Raw genomic sequence first — 22,076 nt, 5'->3', positions numbered from 1 at the left:
TTGTAATTAGGGGATGGCGGTAAAGCTCAGGTCGTCGGGCAGGCCGAGGAAGGTGCCGAGAGCGGCGTTGGGTGCGGGTTCAATTCGCCCGGATGTGGCGGCGATGGCCTCGGCAATGATGGTCCAGGCAATGCCCCGGCCGTAGCAGACATGGGGCCCCTGCAGCGGGCCGGAGGTGATGTAGGGGCGCGCCGGATCGGGAGCGAAGCGGTGCGGTTGGGGAAATGCTGCCTCGTCGTGCGCTGCAGCGCCGACCAGCGCAACGATGCGGTCACCGGCCTTCAGTTGCTGCCCGCGCCAAGTGCAATCGTGGCGGACGCGGCGGACGAGCTGGCTGGTATCAGCAAGGCGCAGCATTTCGGCGACGGTGGCGTCGCGCGCTTCGGGCCTTGGCGCGGGATCGCCCAGCCGCTGCACCAGCGCGGGCCAAGGGATGCCCGCTGCGCGTCCACGCTCCGAGGCGCTGAAGGCGGCCACTTCCGAAAGCACCTTGCCGACGATCAGCACGAGCGCGCCGGTCAATTCGAACAGGACGCTGCGCGCCTGCAGGCGGTAGTCGGCGACTTCGGGGAACTGCGGCTGCACCGCGACAAGCGCGCTGAGCAGGCTGGTTTCGGGCGCCACTTGCGGCATGTCGAGCGCATCGTCGATGGCGGCGAGGCCGACGCTGGCGGTCTTCCCGGCCAGCCACGGCATCGTCCCGGTGCTGGTGGTGATGGTTCCGAAGACATGGCCGAACAGTGGCACCTGCAGGAACAGGGCGTTGAGCGCATCGCCCAGTTCGTCCCTGCGGCGAAGGGCGGGGCCGGGTCTCGTCAGGTTGCGGGCAAACAGCAGCAGCGGCACCGGCCATGGCACCTTGGAGGGTGCAGGCACGCCCAGAACCCGCCGCGCCATGCGGTAGGAGAGCAGGAAGGCATATTCGCGGACGAAGTTGATGGTCTCGCCAGTGCGCGCGCGCGGCTGGTAACGGTCGAGAAGATGCGTAGCTTCCTCGCGCGCCATGGCTGCGATCCAGCCGCGGAAACCGGGATCGAGATTGGGCGGAAGGCTTGGGTTCACGCCGGGGATGCGGGCATTGAGCCAGCTTTGCGCAGCATGGAGCTGGCGGAGGCGCACTTGCCGGTTGGCGTCGTTCTCACCCACAAGGTAGCGCGTGCCGGGCAGGACCTGTTCGAGCAAGTCGTCGTACTGCTGCAGAGAGAACGTGTCTTCTTCGCAGAGCAGGGCGCTGACCACGTCGTGCCTTGCGGCGGCGAAGACACGAACGCCGTTCTTGTCCAGCTCGGCGCAGCGGAGCAGCGCGGGCGCACCCGGCTGGAACAACCGGGCTGACGCTGCGGCAAGCACGTCCTGCTGGTTCATGCGATGCGATCCTCGATGGCGACGAGCCGGCGTTGCAGGCAAGCGAGGCCGAGTTCGTCGATCCTGCTGACGAGATCGGCGGTCGGCACATCCTGCGCGCCCCACACGGCCATCCCGGTATGCGCCTCAACCTCGCGGCACAGCACCAGTGCGTGCAGTTCGTGCATCGCTTCTCCGCACGAGCGGCTGTGTTCGAGAGCCTCGGCGGCAAGGTCGGCGGCCTGCACCACCTTGCCCTGCGCCATGGCGAGGCGGGCGCGGGCCTCGTGCAGGTAGTAGGTCGCAGAAGTGCGGACCTGCCGGAAGTGGCCACGCGCGACCGATTCCGCCAGCACGGCTTCGGCTTCGTGCAATTGGCCGAGTTCGATCAGGGTCAGGGCAAGCCAGCTTGCGCTGGCCGGTTCGAAGCCGAGGAAATGGTGGTGCAGGCAATCGGCATAGGCGCCGCGCAATATGCCAAGGGCCCGTTCGAACCTGCCCTCGCGGTAATGCAGGTAGCCATGGGCGAGATCGGCGAGCAGTCGGGAATAGGCGTGGGCATAGCGGCGCGAAAGGTTGAGCGCCTCGGCCACCCACGAGCGTGCCTTGGCGATTTCACCCAGATCGGTAAGATACCACGCGCCGAAAGCGCGGGCGAGGACGTGGGGGATCACCACCACCGCGCCGAAGGTCGATCCGCGCTGTCCATCGTCCAGCCGGTTGCCCAGACGTTCGATCCGCGCGATTGCCGCACGCGGGCGGGCTTGCGAGAAGGCGAGATAGGCCGCGACGAGATCGGCATAGGTCCGGCGGGGCAAGCTGTCATGCGCATCGAGATCGGCCTCGGCGCGGGCGAGCCAGGCTTCACCCTGAAGCGGAGCGCCATCGATCCAGTCAAGCAGCGCCATGTTGATCCGTGCGACGGTGCGGATGCCGGGGCCCATGTCGACGGTGCCTTCGGCCAGAAGCGCCATGTCTTCGCGCGTGATCTGCTCTTGCGAGAGTTGCTGCAGCGTATCGAAGGCGAGCAGCGAGAAGCGTGCCCGTTCCATCGCGGCAGCGGCCGGTTCTAGGCGTGCCGCCATTTCACGCGCGCGCAGGTAGAGCTGGCGCACCGAATCGATCGCGGCGAGGCTCAATGCCTGCTGGCAGGCATCCCAGAGATGTCCGAGAGCGCGCTGCGGCAGGCCGGCCTTCTCGGCGTGGGTCGCAAGTTCGGCATGGCTGGCGACCTCGGCCTCCTGCGATGACGAGGCCTGCGTGGCGAGAAGTTCGAGCGCCTTGGCATGCATCGCGGTCCGCCGCCGCCGGGGCATGGTGCGATAGGCCGCTTCCTGCACCAGCTGGTGGGTGAACCGCGCCTGGTTGGCCACGGCGAATTCCACCACCCGCGCTTCGACCAGCCGCGCGATGGCGCCGGAAGGGTTGCGGCAGACGAGGGCAGCGCCCTGCTGCAAGTGGCTTACCGGGAAGATCGGCCCAAGTGCGGCGCAGAACTGGCACAGGCGCGTCGCATCATCGTCAAGCGCGGCGAGGCGGGCGCCAAGCAGGGCATCGAGCCGTGCCGGGATGCGGGCCGACAGTTCGGCCGGTTCTGTGCCGTCCTCGCCTTGCGCGCTGACCGCGAATTCCTGCAGGGCGAGCGGCAGGCCTTGGGCACGGTCGAGAATCCGCTCGATTGTATCGTCATCAAGCGGAGCGAAGCGGTTGATCATCGCGACAAGGCTGCGTGCGGCGCGGGGGCCGAGCGGTTCGAGGTTCATCACCTGATCGCAGCATTGGGCGAGGCTGGTGAGCGCTTCCGGCCGTCCGGCCAGAAGCATCGTCATGATGCGGCCATCCCTGATGCCGGTGAGCACCGACAGGCTTTCGCGATCGAGATACTGGCCATCGTCGACCAGCAGGAGCAGGGGAACGTGGACTACGGCGAGCTGCAAAAGGCGCAGGATCGTCTGCGTGGCGATACGGTTGCGGTCGCCCGGAGCGAGATGGGCCAGCCACTTCTGGCCATTGTCGATAAGGCCCTGCAGGCATTCGGCCTGGTCTGCCGTCAACGCTGCGGCGGATGCCACGTCGGCCAGCAGGGGCTGCAACAGTTGCATCAGATGTCGGACAGGACCGCCGAGGCAACCGAACGGCACCGGCGCGAGCAGGGCGTTGCCACGGACCACCAGCGTCGTCACGCCGAAGCCCGCCGAGAGGCGCGCGCCTTCCAGAAGCAGGCGGCTCTTGCCCATCCCGGCTTCGCCGACGATGCACAATGCGGCGCCCGCCTGACCCGAAACCAGCGCCTTGACCGCGTCGAGCTGGACATCGCGGCCAATCAGCGGGCTGGTGGCGTTGCCCTTCACCGGAATGCGGTCACCGCCTTCAAGATCAATCGCGGTGAGTTCGAAGACCGCTTCGCCGCGCTGGTCGATCTCGCTGGTGATCGTGCCGAGTGGCTGCAACTGGCAGGATTCGGCAATCAGCGAAACGGTAGTGGCCGAAATTGCCACGCTGGCCGGTGGCGAGAGCTTTTCGATCTGCCCGGCAACGTGCGTGGCATGGCCGACGACATCGAGGATGCTGCCGAAATCGTTGTCCTGGCGGCGCAGCAGGATCGGCCCGGAATGGAGGCCGACGCGTGCGCGCGGTGCCGGAAGAATGCCCGAAGGCCCGCTGCGCATGCGTTCGACAATGGCGCGTGCAGCAAGCGCGGCGCGCAAGGGGTGGTCCTCCACCGCCGGATGCACGCCGAACACGGCCATTACGCCATCGCCCTGTACGCGCACGACCATGCCGTCGAAATCGTGGATCGCCTTGCGGATGAGGCTGATCGTGCTGTCAAGAACGTCGCGGGCGTCTTCCGGATCGAGCACGGAAATGAGCCGGGTGGAGCCGACGATATCGGCGAAAAGCACGGTGGCAAAGCGCACGGCCTCGACATCGCCGGACAGCGAGGGCACCCGCCCGTTCGCTTCCCCGGCAATCGGCTGCACCGGTTGTCCGGTGGCAGTATCGAGTCCCTCGGCCCGCACCTTGTTGTCTTTCGCCCCCATGACAGTCCGGTCGAATCTCGCGCCAAACCGACTGACAATGGCAGATATTCAGTTTGTTGACTGAATCGCAACGAGAATCGGCAGGGGCGTTGTGCATGTGCTGTCGCACTGCCGGTCATGACAGGCCGATGATCTGGTGGCTGCGCGCCATGCCCGAGCGTTCCGGGATGCGTTGCAACTGCGCCCGGGTAAAGCCATCGCGGCGCAGCGGCAGGGCCGTGCCGTCAAGGTCGTAGCATGGCAGCGCCTCGCCCTGGCGCGAGACGCGGATGGACCAGCCCCAGCGCCGCTGGTCGCACGCCAGGCCCAGAAAGGCATCGCATTGCAGCATCAGGCAGGGCGGGCGCAGAGCGCCCCGTGCCGCAAGCACGCGGTCGACATCCTCGTCCGAAAGCGAAAAGCGCGCGACATCGCAATCGTCCTGCCGGGGCAGGGGATCGGAACCGGTCGGCGTGACGATCTGCAGCGACGGGCGCAGGATGGCCTCGCCCACGCGCCGGAATTCGACCTGCAGGGGGCCGGGGCCGGATTTCCAGATGAGATAGCGCTGCATTGGCCTCGGTCGTTCGTCCCCGGCAATTGGCCGAAAACGGTGGAAGTGTCGGGCCGCTCTCTATGCCGTCCGCCCGCGTGAGGCGTCCGTCGGCCAGCGCACCGGCCCCTTGTGATTTGGCGCACATTCTCTAAGCCTTCGCCGTGAGATGCCGCGGGAACGGTGATATCTGTGTCCAGTTCGATCCTAATGGTGCCGGATGATGTCCAGGCAGTTCTTGCTCTTCACGGGCGGCAGATGCGCGTGCGCAAGGGGCAGGTCCTGCTTGCGGTGGGTCTGCCAGCGACCGACGTCTACGTCGTGCTGGAGGGCAGCGTCAGCGTCTCGCTCGTTTCGGCGCAGGGGCGCGAGACGGTGCTCCGTGCCATCGGCGCGCGGGAGATGTTCGGGGAACTTGCCGCGATCGACGGGGAGCCGCGCTCGGCCGACGTGGTCGCGGCTGAGAACAGTACCCTGCTGGTCATTCCCGGGCCGACCTTTACCGGCCTGCTGGGCGTGGAGCCGGTCCTCTCGCTGTGGCTGGCCCGGTACCTTTCGCACCAAGTCCGCTACCTGACAAACCGCATCTACGAGCTTTCGACGATGGGCGTCGGGCCGCGATTGACGGCAGAATTGCTGCGGCTGGCAGGCGAGCCGGATCAGGCCGGCGCCGCCACGATCAACCGCATTCCGACCCAGGCCGAACTTGCCGCCCGCATCGGCACGAACCGCGAAACCGTGACGCGCGAATTCTCGCTGCTGATCAAGGAAGGGCTGGTCACGCGCGAGGGACGCCGCATCGTCGTGCCATCGGTGGCGCGGCTGGCCGACCGGCTGCATCGTTATTCGCAGAGCAGTTGACGATCAGGTCTGCCAAGGCGTTGCCAGACCGGGTGCGGCGCGGATAGGCTGGGGCCATGCTCGAGGACCTGAAGAACCCCCGCACCACCACTGGCCGACGCTCCGGAATCATCGGGCGCATCGGCTGGATTCTTGCCCGGCTGATTGCCGCCTTCCTGTTCATCTCGGTGGTTCAGGTGGTGATCTACAAGTTCGTGCCGGTGCCGGTCACGCTGACCATGCTGATGGACGATCATTCCATCACCAAGGACTGGACTCCGCTTGGCGACATTGACCGCGACATGGTGGCCGCGGTGATTTCGGGCGAGGACGGCAAGTTCTGCCAGCACAACGGCTTCGATCAGGAGGCGATGATGCAGGCGTTCAAGCGCAACCAGAAGGGCGGGCGCATCCGCGGCGGCTCGACCATCAGCCAGCAGACCGCCAAGAACGTGTTCCTGTGGCAGGGCGGTGGCTATTTCCGCAAGGGTCTGGAAGCCTGGTACACCGTGCTGATCGAGACGATCTGGGGCAAGCGCCGGATCATGGAAGTCTACCTCAACGTCGCCGAGACAGGCATTGGCACTTACGGCGTCGAAGCGGGTGCCCAGCGCTATTACGGCAAGAGCGCGCGCAAGCTGAGCCCGGTCGAGGCGGCGCGCATTGCCGCCGTGCTGCCCCTGCCCAAGGAGCGCGAAGTCAACGGCGCCGGCGGCTTCACCCGGCGCCATGGCAATTCCATCGCGCGCCAGGTCCGGGTGGTGAAGAACGGGGCGCTGGATGCGTGTGTTTATAATTGAGGGTGGGCTGAGTGGGGCGGTTGGTTTCGTCTGTAAGCTTACGACCGGTTTCGGCGTATCTGCACGATAGCGCGAATGGCTGGGAAGGGGTGGAAAGCTGCCGCTTACGATGCAACGGTTTCGTAGCTGACCGATACGCCAGCAACTGAATGATCCTGTTCGAAGATCCGAGACTTGTCAGCATACCGGACGAGCAGGCGGTCGGACGCAAGCCATTTGATTTCAGCCCATGAGCCGCCCCAATCCCCGACTTTTGCGGCTCCGTGATTGTCGTCCGCGCGAAACGTATTGCCTCCTCCTGCTGGGCCTTGTCCGACTTCAACAATCGAGATTTGCGTCGAGTATCCGCTGGTCGCACCGCAGTCGCGTTGATACATCACCGCTTCGTGCTTGCCATCTGGCGAAGTAAGCCGGGTTATGACTTCATCGCTGCAAGCGTCATCACAGGCGCCTGTAGCAAGGGACAAAACCAGTAAGAGCCAAGTGCGGGTCACAGGGGCAAAGTAGCGGCGCCTTGGAACGGCAGCAATGGCGTCGTGTCCTGACAGGCAGCTTTTGGATTTTCAGCCGCGATAGCAGCCGTTGGAACCAGCGCCAACGAACCGGCCCAAGATGAAAAAAGCGCGGGGTGAGTTTCCCCACCCCGCGCCGTTTTGTTCAACCGTTCAGGCTTATCAGAAGCCGACGCTGATCGAGCCGATCACCGTGCGCGGTGCGCCGATCTGGGCGAAGGGCACGCTCGTGGTCGAAGTTGCGGTGCCACTGAAGCCGCCGACGTAGACTTCGTCGAACACGTTGAGGACGTTCAGCTGGAAGAACGTCTTGTCGTTCAGGCCGAGGAACTCGAGGCTGACCTTGGCGTCGAGATCGACCAGCGTGTATGCCGGGGTCTTGTTCGGATAGACGACCGAGCCGCCCGAGGTGATCGGCAGGTTTTGGTCGTTGACGTAGCGCGGGCCGGTGCGCTTGGCCTGGACGCCGAGCGAGACCGGGCCGATTTCACCCTGGGCGCGGGCGCCGAAGGTGTAGACCGGCGCGCCGCCTTCACGCTTGCCGGCGGTCTGGGCGAAGATCGGGGTGGTCACGCCGCCCGAGGTCGTCTCGCCGATGACCACGTTGTTCTTGATCTTCGACTTCAGGTACGAGCCGAACAGGTAGAGGCTGAACTGGTCGACCGGCATGAACGAGATCGAGCCGTCGACGCCGTACTTGTCAACGCGGCCGAGGTTGCGATAGATCGTCGCATCCAGATCGACGTCGTAGGCCGAGGCCAGACGGTTGTTGTAGATCGTCCACCAGCCCGAAGCCTGCGCCTGCACGCGGCCCGAACGGACGCGGAAGCCGAGGTCGAAGTTGTGCGAGGTTTCGGGGTTCGGCTTCGCTTCAGCACGATCCGGAGCGTAGAAGAACGACTGGTAGAGGTTGTCCGTACCCGGCACCTGCAGGCCCTTCGAGTAGTTGCCGAACACGCTGGCGCTGGCACCGATGCGGTACGTGAAGCCGGCGGTCGGCAGCGGCTTCGAATAGTTGAAGATGCGCTGCTGCGGGGTCTGGAAGGTGGTTGCCGCGTCGTACGTGGCGTTGGCCGCATCGGTGCCGAAGCAGGCGACGTTGCCGCCTGCTGACGTTGCGAAGCAGTAGTTGGTCAGGTTGCGGCGGAAGAACGGCATGCGCACACCGGCGGTCACCGTCAGATCCTTGAAGTCGCCGCGGTATTCGCCCGAAACCTGATGCAGGATCGCATAGGACAGGCGGTTGCGCTTCTGCAGGCTCGAACCGTCCTTGGCGAGGATCGGGTTGTCGACCGGGAAGTAATCGGCGCCGAAGCCGTTCTGGGCGAGCAGACCCGCTTCACCCGTCTGCCGGTGACGGCCGCGATCGTACGAGTAGGCAAGACGGACGGTGTTGTTGTCGTCGATATCGTAGCGCAGCGACGAGATGACGCCGAGGCGCCAGGTCTGGGTCTGGCTGGGGCTGTGGACGCGGACGCGATCGAGGATGTCACCGTCGCCATTGATGTCGACACCGGCGAAGTAGTTCGGGTTCGAGCTCGAGCCCTGAATGAAGCCCGAAAGACCCTGCGGGGTCAGGCCTTCGCTGGCGATCAGCGTGCCGCCGCCGTTGGCCTTGGTGTACTGGATGCTCGGATCGACGGTCAGCACCAGGCCATCGGCCAGCGTGAAGCGCGAATTGATGCGGATATTGCCAGTGTTCGAGGGGTTGTAGCGGTAGTCGAAGGCCGAACCGCAGCTCGTGGCGGCATCGGCAACGCCAGCGACCGGGGCCGCGATCGTGCAGCGCGCAGTCTTGATGTCACGCTCGGCCTTGGTGTCGGGGAAGGTGTCGCTGCGCAGGTTGACCGAACCGAAGAAGTTGTTGCGGTTGCGGTTGTAGTGACCGGCGATCGAGATGAAGTCGCCATTGTCGCCCAGCGGCTGGAAGATGCGGGCGTTGATCTGCTTCTTGTTGATCTCGCCGATGCCGCCGAAGATCGTGTCGTTGGTGGCAGAGCTGGCGGCGATGAACGCGCGCAGGCCCGAAGCATTGAGGTTGCCAGTGTCGATCGAGCCGAACACGCGCATGAAATCGAAGCGGCCGGCCGAACCGACCATGCGCACGCCGAAGTCTTCGGTCGGCTTGCGGGTGCGGTAGTTGACGGTCGAACCCGAAGCGGCGGCAGTCGGGCTGTCGACATCGGTCGAGCCGAGGTTGACGTTGACCTGTTCGATCAGCTCGGGGTCAAGCTGCTGGTTCGAATAGAGCGCATAGTTGCCGGTGTCGTTCAGCGGCAGGCCGTCAAAGGTCTGCGAGATGCGCGTGCTGTCGAAACCGCGGATGGTCAGCGTGCCGCCGGCCGAACCGAACGGGTCGTTGTTCTGGAAGCTGACGCCGGGAACGAGGTTGATGATGTCGTTGATCGACTGGCCGGGTGCCTGGCGGCTGATGATGGCCTGGTCAAGCACCTGCTTGGCGCGGGTCGTGTTCGGCGTTTCGACGCCTGCAACCGACTTGGCGACGGTGCCGGTGACGATGATCGGCTGTTCGAAGTCGACCGAACCGGTGGACTGGGCGTGGGCTGCGCCGGCCATCGCGACGCTACCGAGAGCAATGGTCGAGGCTGCGACCAGGAACTTCATCTGCATTATCTGACCCCGTTTCAAGGCGCCGTGTGGCGCGGTTTGTGGCGCGGTTGTTCCCCGCCGTATGCTTAGGCCGGAGCGGGAATCACCCGGTGCGCCGAACCTTCGCGAGCGGCCTTAGCGGCCCTTGCCTTGGCTCCAAACCGGTCTCAGGTGACACTATAATGACGAGGTTACGACAATGCGGCGGCGTGGTTTGCGCCTGCGTAAAAAACTGTCGTGGAGTTTGCCTGCGCGTATCCAAAGATTGCGCAGTTGCCTCGTTTCCGGCCATTTTCCGGAAGCCGTGGCGATGTTGCAACACATAACAAAAATTGTTGCATTGCAGCGAAGTGCAGCGCCTCAACGGCTCAGGCGGCTTCGCGTTCCTGCGGTGCGATGAAAGCTGTCAGCAGCCATCGCCGATCTCCCTCGCAACCCAAGGCGGTGAGCTTGCCGGAAGCAAAGGCGCCGGTATCGATGCCGATGCGGTTGTGCCTCAGCACCGGCTCGTCGGTGATCGTGTGGCCATGCACGACAAGGTGGCCGTGCGGATCGGCATGATCGAGAAATTCGCGGCGGATCCAGCGCAGGTCCGAAGTCATCTGCCGGTCAAGCGGCACACCGGGGCGGATGCCGGCATGGACGAACAGGTAATCGCCCATGACGATCTGGTCTTCCATCGCCTGCATGAAGGCAATGTGATCGGGGGGAACCAGTGCATTCGCCCGCTCGATGATCTCTTCGAGATTGCCGCGACTGTATTCCTCGCCCCGCAACCCATAGCTGAACAGCGTTTCCCGGCCGCCGTGGCGCAGGAAATGGCGCATCGTTTCCTCGTCGCGCAGGCTGCCGAGCATCATCTCTTCATGGTTGCCGGCAAGGATGCGGACCTTGCCGGTGGCCACGAGCTGCATTGCCCGCTCGATCACCCCGCGGCTGTCGGGGCCGCGATCGACCAGATCGCCGAGCAGGATCAGCGTCGTGTCGGCAGCCCCGCGCGACGCATCGTCGGCGTCGATCCGGGCGAGCAGCTGCTCGAACAGGTCAAGCCGTCCGTGGATGTCGCCAATCGCATAGACGCGCTGCCCGGCAAGCAGGGAGGCCTGCTGCGGCAGGGGCTCTTCGGCGACAGGAGATGAAAACAGCGAGCGAAGCTTGTTGAACATGGATCCTCGTTAGCGCGCGATATGGCCCCGGCCTGTGCTTCATGCAACACCTTTGCCAAGCAATGCGTTGCCGAGGCCCTCGGGGCTTGCCCGCAGTCCGGCCCGCAGCCCGGCCGGATCAGCGCAAGTAGAAGTCGATCGTCGTGACCACCCGGACCTTCTTGTATGGCGTGTCCGACACGCCCCAGCCGCCGCCATCGCCATCGCGCGCGGTGATCTCGAAATAACCCTGGCTTGCGGTCTTGATGCCATCGACCGAGGCGCCGCTGTCGCGCGCGAACTGTTCGGCGGCGGCGCGCGCGTCCTTGGTGGCGGCGGCGACCATTTCGGGCTTGATCGCGTTGAGGCGCGTGAAGGTATAGGCCATGCCCGAGCCTTCCTCGAGCATCACCCCGCGCCGCACCAGATCGAACTGGCGCTTCACTGCCCGTTGCGCGCGGGCGATATCGGTGGTGCGCAAGGTCATGCGCTGGCGCACGGAGAAGCTGACGACGCCGTCGCTGGTCATCGTCTGGACGTTGACCCCGGTCGGCTGCAGCGCGTCTGCGGGGAAGCCGAGTTCGCCGAAGAAGGCGCGGATCGCCTGGCTGTCGCGGTCGACGCTGGCCTGTGCGCTGGCAAGGTCGGGCGCGGTGGCGGAATAGGCCAAGGTCCATGTGGCGAGATCGGCAGTCACCTCACGTTCGGCCAGGCCGCGCACGGTGACGGAACGATCGGCAACCTTGGCGCGGCGGAATCCGTCGCCGATGAACCAGCCGCCGGTGACCAGTCCGGCCGCCAGAATCGCGACCGGCAGGAGCGCCATTCCACCCTGCGGCAGGATACGTGAGCCGCGCCCTTGGGTTTCCGCCGCGTCGTCACTATCTTCAGCCTGCATCGCCATCTCCCGGGCCTGGTTGCCTGCGACAAGTTGTGCGATTCTGTCGATGAACCGCTTTTGAACGGAATCCCTAGCCGTGACCAAGTTTCTCCACACCATGATCCGCGTGACCGACCCGGACGCGACGATCGCCTTTTTCGAATTGATCGGTCTCAAGGAGACGCGCCGCTTCTCGAGCGAGCAGGGACGCTTCACGCTGATCTTCCTGTCCGCTCCTGGACAGGAGGGCGTCGCCGAGGTCGAGCTGACCTACAACTGGCCGCCGGAAGACGGATCGCCTGCCGAAGTCTATGGCGGCGGGCGCAATTTCGGCCATCTCGCCTATCGCGTCGACAATATCTACGAGACCTGCCAGCGCATCATGGATGCGGGCCACATCGTGCACCGCCCCCCGCGCGACGGGCACATGGCTTTCGTCAAATCGCCTGACGGCATTTCGATCGAACTGCTTCAGGAGGGCCATCTGCCGCCGCAGGAGCCTTGGGCAAGCATGCCGAACACCGGCAGCTGGTAAGCGCAAAACCTTGCTGTTGTCCGAAACGGCGCCCGGAGTGATCCGGGCGCCGTTTGCTATGTGCGTCAACGGGTTTCTGGCCTCGATCCGAAAAGGGTGAGCCACCTGCCCAAAAGGGCGTTGACTCCATGTTGCTCTGCAGCATTATCAATCCCGGACAGGCGTCATGGAATGGTCAAAAGGCCGCGCCGGTCGAAGGGGTATTGCTGACAACCTGATGTCTGTCGCGCCGACGCGACGGGGCCGGAGACGCTGCTGTCTTCGGCTGGCGGGGATGCTTTGCCTTTTCATCTGGGCCGTCTGTGCGGCGGTCCGGCCATGTTGCGGTGCAATGTGGGGAAGATGCGCAATGGAATTGGGGATGGATGCACGGGGAGAAGCAAGGGCCGGGTCAGACCTGTCCGGGCCAGCCATAACAGGGGGTTGACGAGATGAAGAAGCAGATCGGGTTCAAATCCAAAGCCATGCGGGCGCTGGGCGTTTCGACCATCCTTTCGACGATGGTCCTGCCCACCGTCGCCCGCGCCGCCGACGAGCCTCAGGAAGCCGCCGCTCCTGCTGCCGAACCGCAGGCTGCCGAGGAGCAGGGCCTGGGCGAGATCGTGGTGACCGCGACGCGCACTGCCACTTCGATCCAGAAAGTCCCGATCTCGATGCAGGCGCTGAGCGCCGACACGCTTGGCCAGCGCCAGGTCAAGGGCCTGACCGACTTTGCCTCGCTCCTGCCGTCTGTGACCTTCGCCGGCATCGGGCCGGGCCGCAACACGCCCTATTTCCGCGGGATTGTGCCGGCGGGCGGCGGGCGTGAATCCGTGGGCTACTATATCGACGATATCCCCATCACCGGGACTGGCCTGCCCGACATCATGGCCTACGATCTTGAGCGCATCGAGGCGCTCTCGGGGCCGCAGGGCACGCTCTACGGTGCAGGCTCGCTGGCCGGTACGATCCGCTTCATCACGAAAAAGCCCAATCCCGACAAGTTCGAGTTCGGCTATGATGCCGAGGTCAACAAGTACGGCAAGGGCGATTTCGGCGGCCAGTACCAGAGCTATATCAACCTGCCCGTTACCGATACGCTGGCGATCCGCGCGATGGGTTTCTACCGGCGCGATGGCGGCTACATCGACAACACGCCCAACAACGGCAAGTTCAACGATGGTCGCCCCTCGGTCCTGACGCTCGGCGACGATAACCCGAACACCAGCTTCACACTCGACAACTCGTCGATCGCGCAGGACGATTACAACACGATTGAGGGCTATGGCGGGCGGCTTCAGGTGCTGTGGCAGCCGTTCGACGGCTGGGATATCATGCCACAGATCACCGCCCAGCAGCAGATCGCCAACGGCTACTTCGGTTTCGATCCCCGCGTGGGCGACCTTGAGGTGCACGACTATGACAAGACCAGCCAGAACGACAGGTTCTATCAGGCCGCGCTGAGCATCCATGGCCACATCGGCGATTTCGATCTGGTTTCGGCGACCGGCTACTACCAGCGCCAGATCAAGCTGCTGAACGACTACACCTATTACACCGTCACCTATGACGGCTTCGGCCCGGGCTACGAAAACTACCTGCAGTTCTTCAGCAAGAACGGTTGTACCGGTTCCGGCGCCTCGCTCAAGTGCAGCAGCCTGATCAATCCGACGCAGTTCTACAGCGGGCTTCGCAACGAGAAGAAGTTCACGCAGGAAGTGCGCCTGACCACGCCGAAGTCCTGGCCGTTCGACGTGACCATTGGCGGTTTCCTCCACCACCAGACCAACGACATCAACAACGACTACGGCATCCACGGCCTGGCCGACATCGTCGGCTACACCAAGTCCGGCGGTGGCGACAGCAACCCGGCAGGGTTCGGCATTCCGGTCAGCCAAGGCGGCACGATGGTGCTCGGCTCGCCCGCGGTAAAGCGCGATGCCTTCTACCTGACCGAGCAGACCAACCACTGGAAGGACTATGCGGTCTTTGCCGAAGGGCACTACAACATCACGCCCGAGCTCAAGCTGACCGGCGGTATCCGTTATTTCTGGACGCGCTATGACGTGACGGGCTTTGCCGGCGTTGCGGCGTCAGCCCAGAATGCGCCGTCGATCTACTTGCCGACGAACTCGGTGGGATGCCCGCTGCCACTGCCGGCCGAGCGCCTGCAATGCCGCAACATCAACCGCCTCGATCCGCAAAGCATCGGTCGCTATCGCGAGCAGGGCGAGACGCACAAGGTGGCGCTGAACTGGCAGTTCCAGCCCGACAAGATGATCTACGCCAACTACTCGACCGGCTTCCGTCCGGGTGGTTACAACCGTCCGCTGCGTATCCGTGCAACCGCGACGCTTCCGGGCGTGGTCGTCGCCGCGCCGCCGTTCAAGTCCGAAGAGCTGACCAACTTCGAACTCGGCTTCAAGGGCACCTGGAACAACATGTTCCGCCTCAATGCCGCGATCTATCTCGAGAAGTGGAACAACATCCAGTACGGCGTGGTCGTGGCTGGTGCACAGGGTGCGGGCTACACCGGCAACGCAGGCAAGGCCGAGGTCAAGGGCATCGAGTACGACGCCGACCTGAAGCTCGGCAAGGTCACGATCTCCACCTCGGGCGCGTTCAACGACGGCAAGCTCAAGGGCGACTTCTGCAATTTCGTAGCAGACCGCGCGGCGCTGACCATCAAGCAGCTCGCGACCTGCGCTGTCGGCACGCCCGTTCCGGGCACCAATGGCCAGACCTCCTCGGTCGCCGCCATCGACGGCACCCGCCTGCCGCGCCAGCCGAAGTTCAAGGGCACCACGTCGGTGCGCTATGACGGCGATTGGGGCGACAAGGACTTCTACGTCCAGGGTGCCGCGCTTTACCAGACCGGCGCGACGCAGGACCTCAATGTCGATCAGAACGCACTTTACGGCAACACCCCCGGCTTCGTCAGCTTCGACTTTTCGGCCGGGATCAAGACCGAAAGCTGGACGCTCGACGTGTTCCTGCAGAACGCCTTCGACAAGCGTGGGCAGCTGACCAAGAACACCTTCTGTTCGATCGACTTCTGCTCGGGCTCGTCCCGCACTTTCATCATCAAACCGCAGTTCTTCGGCATCCGCTGGGGCCAGAAGTACTGATCCGAACCGCGTTACCCTGCGAAAGTAGCCTTGCCCCCACGGGAAACCGTGGGGGCTTTTTCGTAGGGTAAGATATATGGATGGGGTTGGCTCTCTCTCCCCTTCAGGGGAGAGATACGCAGGCTTGTCAGCTTGCTGACTAGCCGAAGTTGAGAGGGGCTTTTGCGCTCGCCCCTCTCCCAACCCTCTCCCCTGAAGGGGAGAGGGCTTTAGACGGAAGGCGCGTCGGGGTAGCTGTCCAGCACCGGACCCAACGCGGACTTGAGCGGGCCGAGCCATGGCTCGTAGGGCTTCCACGCCTCCAGCCCGTCCCTGAAGATCGGCTGGCGGACCTGTTCAGAGCTGGCGGTGCGCACCGCGCGCTCGGTCTTGTAGAATTCGAGGCAGGCGGGATCGAAGGGCACGCCGATGTAATCGAGCAGACGGCGCACCTCGCTTTCGGTATCGGCGACCATGCGCTCGTAGATCACGCGATGGACGTGGCAGGGCGCCTGCGCATCCCACGCCGCCATCAGGCCGACATAATCGGCATAGTAGCGCCCGATGTCAGTCAGATCGTAAGTGAAGGTCTGGCCGCGCGCGAAGTGCTGCTTCCAGCCTGAGAAACAGCACGACAGCGGGTGCCGCCGCGCGTCGACGATCCTGGCGTTGGGCAGGATCAGCCGGATCAGGCCGACGTGCTGCCAGTTGTTGGGCATCTTGTCGATGAACAGCGGGCGGTCAGTCTGGCGGTGGATGCGGGTGCGCTCGATGTATTCCTCGCCGAGCCGCTGGCGGTCGGCCGGGGTGAGCGAGGCGATCATCGCGGCGAAGTCGGCAAACTCGCCCTCGTCGACCCGCGATTGCAGGCGCGCCCCGATCATCATCATCTCGGGCAGCTCCATCGTGCCCTCGATCATCGGATGGCTCGACAGGATCTGTTCGACCAGCGTGGAGCCCGAGCGCGGCAGGCCGACGACGAAAATCGGATCAGGGGCAGGGCAGCCGCCGTCTCCCATGGTGGCGATGAATGCGGAAGTGAACGTGTGCTGGGCCGCCTCAACCTCTGCCGAGAAGGCATCGGCATCGTGCAGGATCATCGTGCGCCGCAGGGCATTGCCCTTGTCGTAATGCGCGAAAGAGGCGGCGTGATCCCTGGCATCCTCGAACGCCTTGCCGAGCGAGAAGTGCAGGTGGAACACGTCCTCGCGGCGCTCCTCGGTGGTGTCGGCGAGCGACGCGAGAGCGCCTTCCATCGTCGCGATGTCCTCTGGCCCGAGCTTCACCGTCTTGAGATTGGCAAGGCTCCACCAAGCCTCGCCCATGGTCGGTTGGCGGGTGACGGCGGCGCGATAGGCATCGACTGCCTCGGCTTGTCGGCCCAAGGTCTTGAGCACGTGGCCGAGGTTCTGCCAGACTTGCGGCTGGTCCGCATCACGGGCGAGCAAATCACGATAGAGGCCTGCCGCTCGCTCCTGATGGCCCAGGCGCACCAGCACCGAGGCGAGGATCAGCTTGTGGCCGGGCGAGGGGATCGGCGAGGCCTGCAACACTTCGGCGTGTTCGAGCGCTTCGGGCAGGCGGTTGGTCTGGAGCAGGAGGCGGATCAGGAAATCGCGCGCGAGATCGAAGCCCGGCGCGCTGGCCACGGCCTGTTCAACGCGCGCGATGGCCGGTGTCATCTCGCCCTTTCGCCAGGCAATTTCGCCATGGAGGCGCAGAGCCGGGGGATCGTCGCTATCGCGGGCGAGACGTTCGGCGAGCATCCGGTCCGCGGCCTCGAGATCGCCATCCTGCACCGCGACCGCTGCCTTGAGCAGGGCGGTATCGCGCGAGGACGCGTGGACGCCGGACAGGTCGGCCCGCCATGCGTCCTGCGTGCGTCCTGCCTTGCGCAACTGTCTGGCGAGGAGCAACCAGCCACCGGCGACGGTGGGCTGCAGCTGCGTCAGCGCCTGCAGGGCGGCAATCGCGCGCTGCGTGTCTTTGGCTTCGGCAGCGGCCTGGCCCAGTTCCCACAACACGGCGGGGACCCGGCCATTCGCTCGCGCCAGGGCGTCAAGCCTGGCGACGGCCTGCTTGCCCTTGCCCATCTTGCGCAGCGCCCGCGCGGCGAGGAATTCTGCAGGCGGATACCCCGGAGCCTGCCGCAGGATCGCTTCGGCTTGCGTCAGCGCCTTGTGCGGCGCGCTTGCCAGCAGGGCTTCTCCTTCGGCGAGGGCTTGCTGGGGCGAGGGCGCGCGCAAAGGCTGGATCATGGGCGCAAGCCTAGTCGGCACCGGCTCCTTGGGGTGTACGCAAATCGGCGCAAGCGGCGATGGCCTCGGCCCGGTGGCGCAGCCCGCACGCCGTGACCCAGCCGGTCACCTGCGCGACGGCGAAGCTGACGCCATAGAGGTTGCGGCGTGGTTCGACGCCGGGGATCGGGCGGGGATAGCCTGAGGCCATGACCATGCGCTGGTCGGCGCAAAGGGCCGGGGTGCCGCGCGGCAGGTCCCAGTCGAGACCGACGCCGAGGACTTGCGGCAGGCATCCCGGCCAGCAGGGCTGCCCGTCTGCCTCGTACGCGGCGACAATCAGGGTGCCGCGGTCTGTCGCTTCCTCGGCCAACAGGGCGAAGACTTCGGCATGGGCGGGGCTTGCCGTGCCGAGGCTGAGGTTGATCAGGTCGCACTCGGCTTCGAGGGCTTGCCGGATGCCCGTTGCCAATGCGCGGGCCGAGGCGCGCAGGCCATCGCGGAAGACGCGGATCGTCAGGATTTCGGCCTGCGGCGCAAGCTCCTGAATCGCGGCGGTAACGGCGGTGCCGTGGCCGAGTTTGTCGAGCGTTTCGTGGGCGTCGGTCAGCACGGTGCCATCGGCAAGGATCGCGCAGCCGGGCAGGAGCCGCGTCGCATCAATATGTGGATGCGTGGGGTGGACGCCGCTGTCGATGACGGCAATCCTAGCCATGCGCGGTTACCTGTGGCTCGACATGGGCCTTGCCGCCTTCGAGCCGGATCACATGGTCCGCCATCTGCGCCAGCGCGGGCTTGTGGGTGATGACGATGAGCGTGGCGTGGGGCAGGGCGCGGCGCAGGCCGAGGGCGACGACATGCTCGGTTTCCTCGTCCAGCGCGGCGGTGGGTTCGTCGAGGATCAGCACGTCGGGCTGGCGCAGCAGGGCGCGGGCGATAGCGATGCGGTGCCGCTCGCCTGCCGAGAGGGCCAGGCCGCGCTCGCCGGTGCGGGTGGCAAGGCCTTCGGGCAGGCGGGCGATCAGGGTGTCGAGTCCGGCGGCAGAGGCAGCGGCGGCGATCTCGTCCGGGGTGGCGGCGGGACGGGCGAAGGCGATGTTCTGGGCGATGCTGGCGTTGAACAGGAATGGCGCCTGATCGACCAGCAGAATGCGGGCACGCAGGTCGCTCAGCGTGAGTTCGCGCACATCCGCACCGTCGATGGTCACGCGGCCAGAGACGGGATCGAGGAAGCGGACCAGCAGATCGGCGAGGGTGGATTTGCCTGCGCCCGAGGGGCCGAGGATCGCGGTGAGCGAGCCTGCGGGGATGGCGAGGTTGGCGTTCTGCAGCACCGGCTCACGGCCATGGTGCATGGTCACGTTTTCGAGACGGATTTCGCGCGTGACGACGGGCAGGGGCCACGGCCTTGCGGCCTCGACCACTTCGGGCGCGGTGTCGAACAGTTCGAAGATGCGGGCGAGCGCGACGCGCGCCGTGGCAAGGCTCGCGGTCAGGCCCATCAGCGCCTGGACGGGGGCGAGCAGGCGGCCGTGGTAAGTGATGAAGGCGACGAGCGCGCCGATGGTCATGGTGCCGTCGATGATCTGCTTGCCGCCGTAGAGGATCACCGCCGCGCTCGATGCGGTGACAATCGTGCCGGGGAGCGCGCCGGTGAGGAACGAGGTCGTCTGCATGCGCAGCATCGTGGCGACGAAGCCGCTGTTGGCCTTGGCGAAACGATCGGCCTCGTGCTTTTCCGCGCCCAGCGCGTTGACCGTGCGCATACCGAGGATCGTGTCGGCCAGCAGGCTGCCGATGTCCGCGCCGCGCTCGCGCATCTGGCGGGTGAGGTCGGTCATGCGACACTGGAAATGGAGGAAGCTCAGCACCGCGAAGGGCACGAGCACAGTGCCGACAAGGAACAGCCTCCAGTCGAGCCAGAGCATCATGGCGACGGAGCCTGCGAAGAACAGTACGTTGCTGAGTACCGAGAGCAGGGTGTCGCCGGCGACGCGTTGCACGTCGGAAACGTCGGAATTGAGGCGCGACATCAGGTCGCCCAGCCGGAAGCTGCCGTAGAAGCGCGGGGAGAGGCGCTGGAGGTGGCGCAGCAGGGCCACGCGCATGTCGAACAGCATCTGCGCCGAGAGCGAGACGTACCGGTACGACACCAGTGCGTTGACGGCAAAGCCGCCGACCGTCGCCCCGACCATAAGCCCGGCGATCCGCACCAGCATCGGCCAGTCCCGCTTGAGCAGCGCCTCGTCGATCATCAGCTTGGAAATCCACGGCTGCGCAAGGGTCAGGCCAGTGGCGACGAGGCTGCCGACGAGGACGAGGATCAGGCGCGGCGCATAGGGTTTGAGCCATGGCCAGAGCCGCTTGTAGGTGCTCCATGGGGCAACATTGGGGGCCTCGCTCATGCCGCCAGCTCGCGGCGGACGAGATCGAAGCCATGCAGGGCAAAGCGTGGTTCCGGCAGCCTGGCCAGCAGAGCGGTCGTCTGCTCGTAGCCCGCCTTGGCGGCGGCGTATTGCTCATGCCACCAGCGGCCCGCGCCGCCATTGGCGTAGAACGGCAGCGACAGTTGCAGGTGGCGCCGCAACGAGGCGAGCAGCAGGGAGTGGTAGTGCGTGGCGAGCAGGCCAGCCTCCTCGCCCCGGGCCAGAGCGCCGACCACGGCGGCGGCGAGGATGCCCTCGCGCGCGGCCTGTGCGGTGCCATCACCGCAGATCGGGTCGAAGGCAATGGCGGCGGTGCCGCAGGCCAGCCAATTGTCCCCGGCGAGTTGCGCCAGCATGCGCGGGCTGGTGTCGAACTGGCCGCCAGTGGACTCCAGTGCGTCGATCAGTGGGCCGATCAGCGGCGCATCACTTGCGAGCGTTTGCGGATCACCCCCAACGGCGAGGAGCCACGCTTGTCCGAAGCCGTCGGGGATCAGGAACAGCCATCCTGCATCCACGGCCTCGATCCAGCAGGTGCGGGCGGGGGCATTTGCTTTCAGAGTGACCCGCGCGGTCGCTGAAATCCGCTCGCCAAAGCGCAGCGTTTTGCCGCAGGAAAACGGTGCCATCGCCTCGATCGTGAAACGAGGCTGCACCGGCCCTGGATCGCACCCGCTCGTCGGATCGAGCGCCGCGGCAAGGTCGTCCTCCGAAACAACGACTGCCCCGTGCGGCATCGCGACGGCCTCGGCGCCGCCCCACTTCACCACCCGGTGCTCGATCCGGGGCCTGTCAGCAAACAGCGCAGGCTTGCCGAACACATCGCGCAGCAAGGCCAGCGCTGGATCGCTCAGCATGATCACCGGCACCGGACGGCGCAGGCCGGGTTCGCGCGCAAACGCGAACCCGGCCCGGTCCAGCAGGTGCGCGGCCGTAGCCACCGCGACGCCCTGCCCCCTCATGAGCACGTCAGCTGTCACTGCGTAATGATCATCCCCGCGCCGGTGGTGTCATTGCCGAGGTCGATGGTCTTGACGTGGGCAAGGGTCTGCGCATCGTACATCTCGATGTCGTAGCTGGCGCCATAGATGTAGAGCAGCTTGCCATCGCCCGACATGCCGAACTGGAAGCGCGTGCGGCAGGGGAACTCGGCCTTGTTCTTGACCAGGTTGGTAGTGAGGTCGAGGTGCCAGAACTCGCAGCGCTTGTTGCCGACCTTCTCCTGCGTGACGACGGTCCAGCCTTCCTTCATGTCTTTCGACACCTGCAGGCCGGCCATGCCACCGCCGACCGGGGCGGGGCCGATGGGGCGGAAATCGAAGGTCTTGGTGACGAGGTCGAACCGACCCACGCCATAGACCTTGTTGCGGATGTATGGGTCCTGCGCGGTGAACATCGAGACGTACTGATCGGGATTGCGCAGTGCCTCCACGCCGCCGCCGAAGCTGACGCCTTCGATGCCGGTGGCCTCGGGCTTGGAGAACTCCAGCCGGTCCTTGACCTTGAGCGATGCGGTATCGACCACCAGCACCTTGTCGCGGATCAGGAACAGCGTGCTGCCGTCCTTCGACAGCATGTAGTTGCCGCGCCCGGCGCCGTTGCGCACGTCCTCGTCGGGCACGTCGGCGGTGCGGACGACCGCCTTCCTGGTCAGGTCGATCACGCCGAACATCTGCGGGCTGACGGTCCAGCGGTCCTGCAGCTTCTCGAACTTCTGGATCATCGTGTAGAAATAGCGACCGGTCGGATCGGGCACGCCGCCGCCGAAGCGATAGCGCGTGGTCGGGGTGTTGAGGCTGAAGGAGTTGACCACCTTCTTGGTTGCCGTGTCGATCACCTCGATGCCGCTGGTGGTGATCGTGGTGACGTAGATCTTCTTCATGTCGTTCGAGATGCGCATCGAGGTGGGCAGGCCCGATGCCAGCGTGATGCGGTCCTTGATCTCGCCGGTCGCCTCGTCGACGATCAGCATCTTGTCGGGGTAGGACCCCATGAACACGGTCGATGCGTGCGCCGGGGCGGCGGTCGCAAGAAGGGGCAGGAGCGCGAGACCAAGTTTCTTCATGGGTCGGGTCTTCCGATGCTGAC

16 protein-coding genes are annotated in these 22,076 nt (G+C 65.3%); 4 read left to right on the top strand and 12 right to left on the bottom strand.

The annotated features are described in order from the left end of the window. Nucleotides 1-6: 6 nt before the first annotated feature. The 3 genes from ACZ1JY_RS08220 to ACZ1JY_RS08210 form a co-directional block, all read right to left on the bottom strand. Nucleotides 7-1,365: a cytochrome P450 gene (locus tag ACZ1JY_RS08220; RefSeq protein ID WP_465128968.1), complete on the bottom strand. Its 1,359-nt coding sequence runs from the start codon at nucleotides 1,363-1,365 to the stop codon at nucleotides 7-9. After that, nucleotides 1,362-4,385 carry an ATP-binding protein gene (locus ACZ1JY_RS08215; RefSeq protein ID WP_465128967.1) on the bottom strand — a complete coding sequence of 1,008 codons (3,024 nt, stop codon included), beginning with the start codon at nucleotides 4,383-4,385 and terminating at the stop codon, nucleotides 1,362-1,364. Before ACZ1JY_RS08215 ends, ACZ1JY_RS08220 begins: the two co-directional genes overlap by 4 nt. 115 nt (nucleotides 4,386-4,500) lie before the next feature. Continuing rightward, nucleotides 4,501-4,938, bottom strand: a complete 438-nt coding sequence (locus ACZ1JY_RS08210) for a hypothetical protein (protein ID WP_118073140.1) — start codon at nucleotides 4,936-4,938, stop codon at nucleotides 4,501-4,503. A 237-nt stretch (nucleotides 4,939-5,175) separates the two neighbouring features. Here ACZ1JY_RS08210 and ACZ1JY_RS08205 point away from each other — a divergent pair, with 237 nt between their 5' ends. Then, nucleotides 5,176-5,778 (top strand): Crp/Fnr family transcriptional regulator, encoded by a 603-nt coding sequence (locus ACZ1JY_RS08205; protein ID WP_465128966.1) that lies wholly within the window; start codon nucleotides 5,176-5,178, stop codon nucleotides 5,776-5,778. A 56-nt stretch (nucleotides 5,779-5,834) separates the two neighbouring features. Continuing rightward, on the top strand, nucleotides 5,835-6,557 hold the full coding sequence (gene mtgA / locus ACZ1JY_RS08200) for a monofunctional biosynthetic peptidoglycan transglycosylase (protein ID WP_118073142.1): 723 nt from the start codon (nucleotides 5,835-5,837) through the stop codon (nucleotides 6,555-6,557). Nucleotides 6,558-6,661: 104 nt separating this feature from the next. Here mtgA and ACZ1JY_RS08195 read toward each other — a convergent pair whose 3' ends face one another. From ACZ1JY_RS08195 to ACZ1JY_RS08180, 4 genes are all read right to left on the bottom strand, one after another. Beyond that, the gene (locus ACZ1JY_RS08195; RefSeq protein ID WP_465128965.1) at nucleotides 6,662-7,024 is read right to left on the bottom strand and encodes a hypothetical protein; all 363 of its coding nucleotides are present in this window, start codon (nucleotides 7,022-7,024) and stop codon (nucleotides 6,662-6,664) included. A gap of 207 nt (nucleotides 7,025-7,231) precedes the next feature. Continuing rightward, a complete protein-coding gene (locus tag ACZ1JY_RS08190; RefSeq protein WP_465130888.1) occupies nucleotides 7,232-9,694 on the bottom strand; it encodes a TonB-dependent receptor in 2,463 nt (820 codons plus the stop codon). A gap of 353 nt (nucleotides 9,695-10,047) precedes the next feature. Continuing rightward, the gene (locus ACZ1JY_RS08185) at nucleotides 10,048-10,845 is read right to left on the bottom strand and encodes a metallophosphoesterase family protein (RefSeq protein ID WP_465128964.1); all 798 of its coding nucleotides are present in this window, start codon (nucleotides 10,843-10,845) and stop codon (nucleotides 10,048-10,050) included. A gap of 118 nt (nucleotides 10,846-10,963) precedes the next feature. Then, entirely contained in the window at nucleotides 10,964-11,650 is a 687-nt protein-coding gene (locus ACZ1JY_RS08180; RefSeq protein ID WP_168905239.1) for an SIMPL domain-containing protein, read from the bottom strand. Between the two features lie 151 nt (nucleotides 11,651-11,801). Here ACZ1JY_RS08180 and ACZ1JY_RS08175 point away from each other — a divergent pair, with 151 nt between their 5' ends. After that, nucleotides 11,802-12,239, top strand: a complete 438-nt coding sequence (locus ACZ1JY_RS08175; RefSeq protein ID WP_168905194.1) for a VOC family protein — start codon at nucleotides 11,802-11,804, stop codon at nucleotides 12,237-12,239. Between the two features lie 431 nt (nucleotides 12,240-12,670). Next, the gene (locus ACZ1JY_RS08170) at nucleotides 12,671-15,346 is read left to right on the top strand and encodes a TonB-dependent receptor (RefSeq protein ID WP_465128963.1); all 2,676 of its coding nucleotides are present in this window, start codon (nucleotides 12,671-12,673) and stop codon (nucleotides 15,344-15,346) included. A 209-nt stretch (nucleotides 15,347-15,555) separates the two neighbouring features. On the opposite strand, the gene ACZ1JY_RS08165 is transcribed toward ACZ1JY_RS08170, so the two are convergent. The 5 genes from ACZ1JY_RS08165 to ACZ1JY_RS08145 are packed head-to-tail and all read right to left on the bottom strand — an operon-like array spanning nucleotide 15,556 to nucleotide 22,053. Further along, a complete protein-coding gene (locus tag ACZ1JY_RS08165) occupies nucleotides 15,556-17,583 on the bottom strand; it encodes a tetratricopeptide repeat-containing sulfotransferase family protein (RefSeq protein ID WP_465128962.1) in 2,028 nt (675 codons plus the stop codon). Between the two features lie 10 nt (nucleotides 17,584-17,593). Then, complete coding sequence (qhpE, locus tag ACZ1JY_RS08160; RefSeq protein WP_465128961.1) at nucleotides 17,594-18,277, bottom strand: subtilisin-like serine protease QhpE; 684 nt, start codon at nucleotides 18,275-18,277, stop codon at nucleotides 17,594-17,596. After that, nucleotides 18,270-19,967 (bottom strand): ABC transporter ATP-binding protein, encoded by a 1,698-nt coding sequence (locus tag ACZ1JY_RS08155; RefSeq protein WP_465128960.1) that lies wholly within the window; start codon nucleotides 19,965-19,967, stop codon nucleotides 18,270-18,272. The genes qhpE and ACZ1JY_RS08155 overlap by 8 nt, the downstream gene beginning before the upstream one ends. Beyond that, nucleotides 19,964-20,929, bottom strand: a complete 966-nt coding sequence (locus ACZ1JY_RS08150; RefSeq protein ID WP_465128959.1) for a hypothetical protein — start codon at nucleotides 20,927-20,929, stop codon at nucleotides 19,964-19,966. Before ACZ1JY_RS08150 ends, ACZ1JY_RS08155 begins: the two co-directional genes overlap by 4 nt. A 35-nt stretch (nucleotides 20,930-20,964) precedes the next feature. Continuing rightward, nucleotides 20,965-22,053, bottom strand: a complete 1,089-nt coding sequence (locus tag ACZ1JY_RS08145) for a YncE family protein (protein ID WP_465128958.1) — start codon at nucleotides 22,051-22,053, stop codon at nucleotides 20,965-20,967. Nucleotides 22,054-22,076 lie beyond the last annotated feature (23 nt).

This window comes from Novosphingobium sp. BL-A-41-Hi4B-X5A, assembly GCF_055521705.1.
The sequence above is the reverse complement of the archived record's forward strand: the minus strand, read 5'-3'. Positions and strand labels throughout refer to the sequence as shown.

What these genes read in the sequence shown, in the direction of transcription:
- ACZ1JY_RS08220 (WP_465128968.1), bottom strand. Translation starts at nt 1,365, where the DNA reads ATGAACCAGCAGGACGTGCTTGCCGCAGCGTCAGCCCGGTTGTTCCAG.
- ACZ1JY_RS08215 (WP_465128967.1), bottom strand. Translation starts at nt 4,385, where the DNA reads ATGGGGGCGAAAGACAACAAGGTGCGGGCCGAGGGACTCGATACTGCC.
- ACZ1JY_RS08210 (WP_118073140.1), bottom strand. Translation starts at nt 4,938, where the DNA reads ATGCAGCGCTATCTCATCTGGAAATCCGGCCCCGGCCCCCTGCAGGTC.
- ACZ1JY_RS08205 (WP_465128966.1), top strand. Translation starts at nt 5,176, where the DNA reads ATGCGCGTGCGCAAGGGGCAGGTCCTGCTTGCGGTGGGTCTGCCAGCG.
- mtgA (WP_118073142.1), top strand. Translation starts at nt 5,835, where the DNA reads ATGCTCGAGGACCTGAAGAACCCCCGCACCACCACTGGCCGACGCTCC.
- ACZ1JY_RS08190 (WP_465130888.1), bottom strand. Translation starts at nt 9,694, where the DNA reads ATGAAGTTCCTGGTCGCAGCCTCGACCATTGCTCTCGGTAGCGTCGCG.
- ACZ1JY_RS08185 (WP_465128964.1), bottom strand. Translation starts at nt 10,845, where the DNA reads ATGTTCAACAAGCTTCGCTCGCTGTTTTCATCTCCTGTCGCCGAAGAG.
- ACZ1JY_RS08180 (WP_168905239.1), bottom strand. Translation starts at nt 11,650, where the DNA reads ATGGCGCTCCTGCCGGTCGCGATTCTGGCGGCCGGACTGGTCACCGGC.
- ACZ1JY_RS08170 (WP_465128963.1), top strand. Translation starts at nt 12,671, where the DNA reads ATGAAGAAGCAGATCGGGTTCAAATCCAAAGCCATGCGGGCGCTGGGC.
- ACZ1JY_RS08165 (WP_465128962.1), bottom strand. Translation starts at nt 17,583, where the DNA reads ATGATCCAGCCTTTGCGCGCGCCCTCGCCCCAGCAAGCCCTCGCCGAA.
- qhpE (WP_465128961.1), bottom strand. Translation starts at nt 18,277, where the DNA reads ATGGCTAGGATTGCCGTCATCGACAGCGGCGTCCACCCCACGCATCCA.
- ACZ1JY_RS08155 (WP_465128960.1), bottom strand. Translation starts at nt 19,967, where the DNA reads ATGAGCGAGGCCCCCAATGTTGCCCCATGGAGCACCTACAAGCGGCTC.
- ACZ1JY_RS08145 (WP_465128958.1), bottom strand. Translation starts at nt 22,053, where the DNA reads ATGAAGAAACTTGGTCTCGCGCTCCTGCCCCTTCTTGCGACCGCCGCC.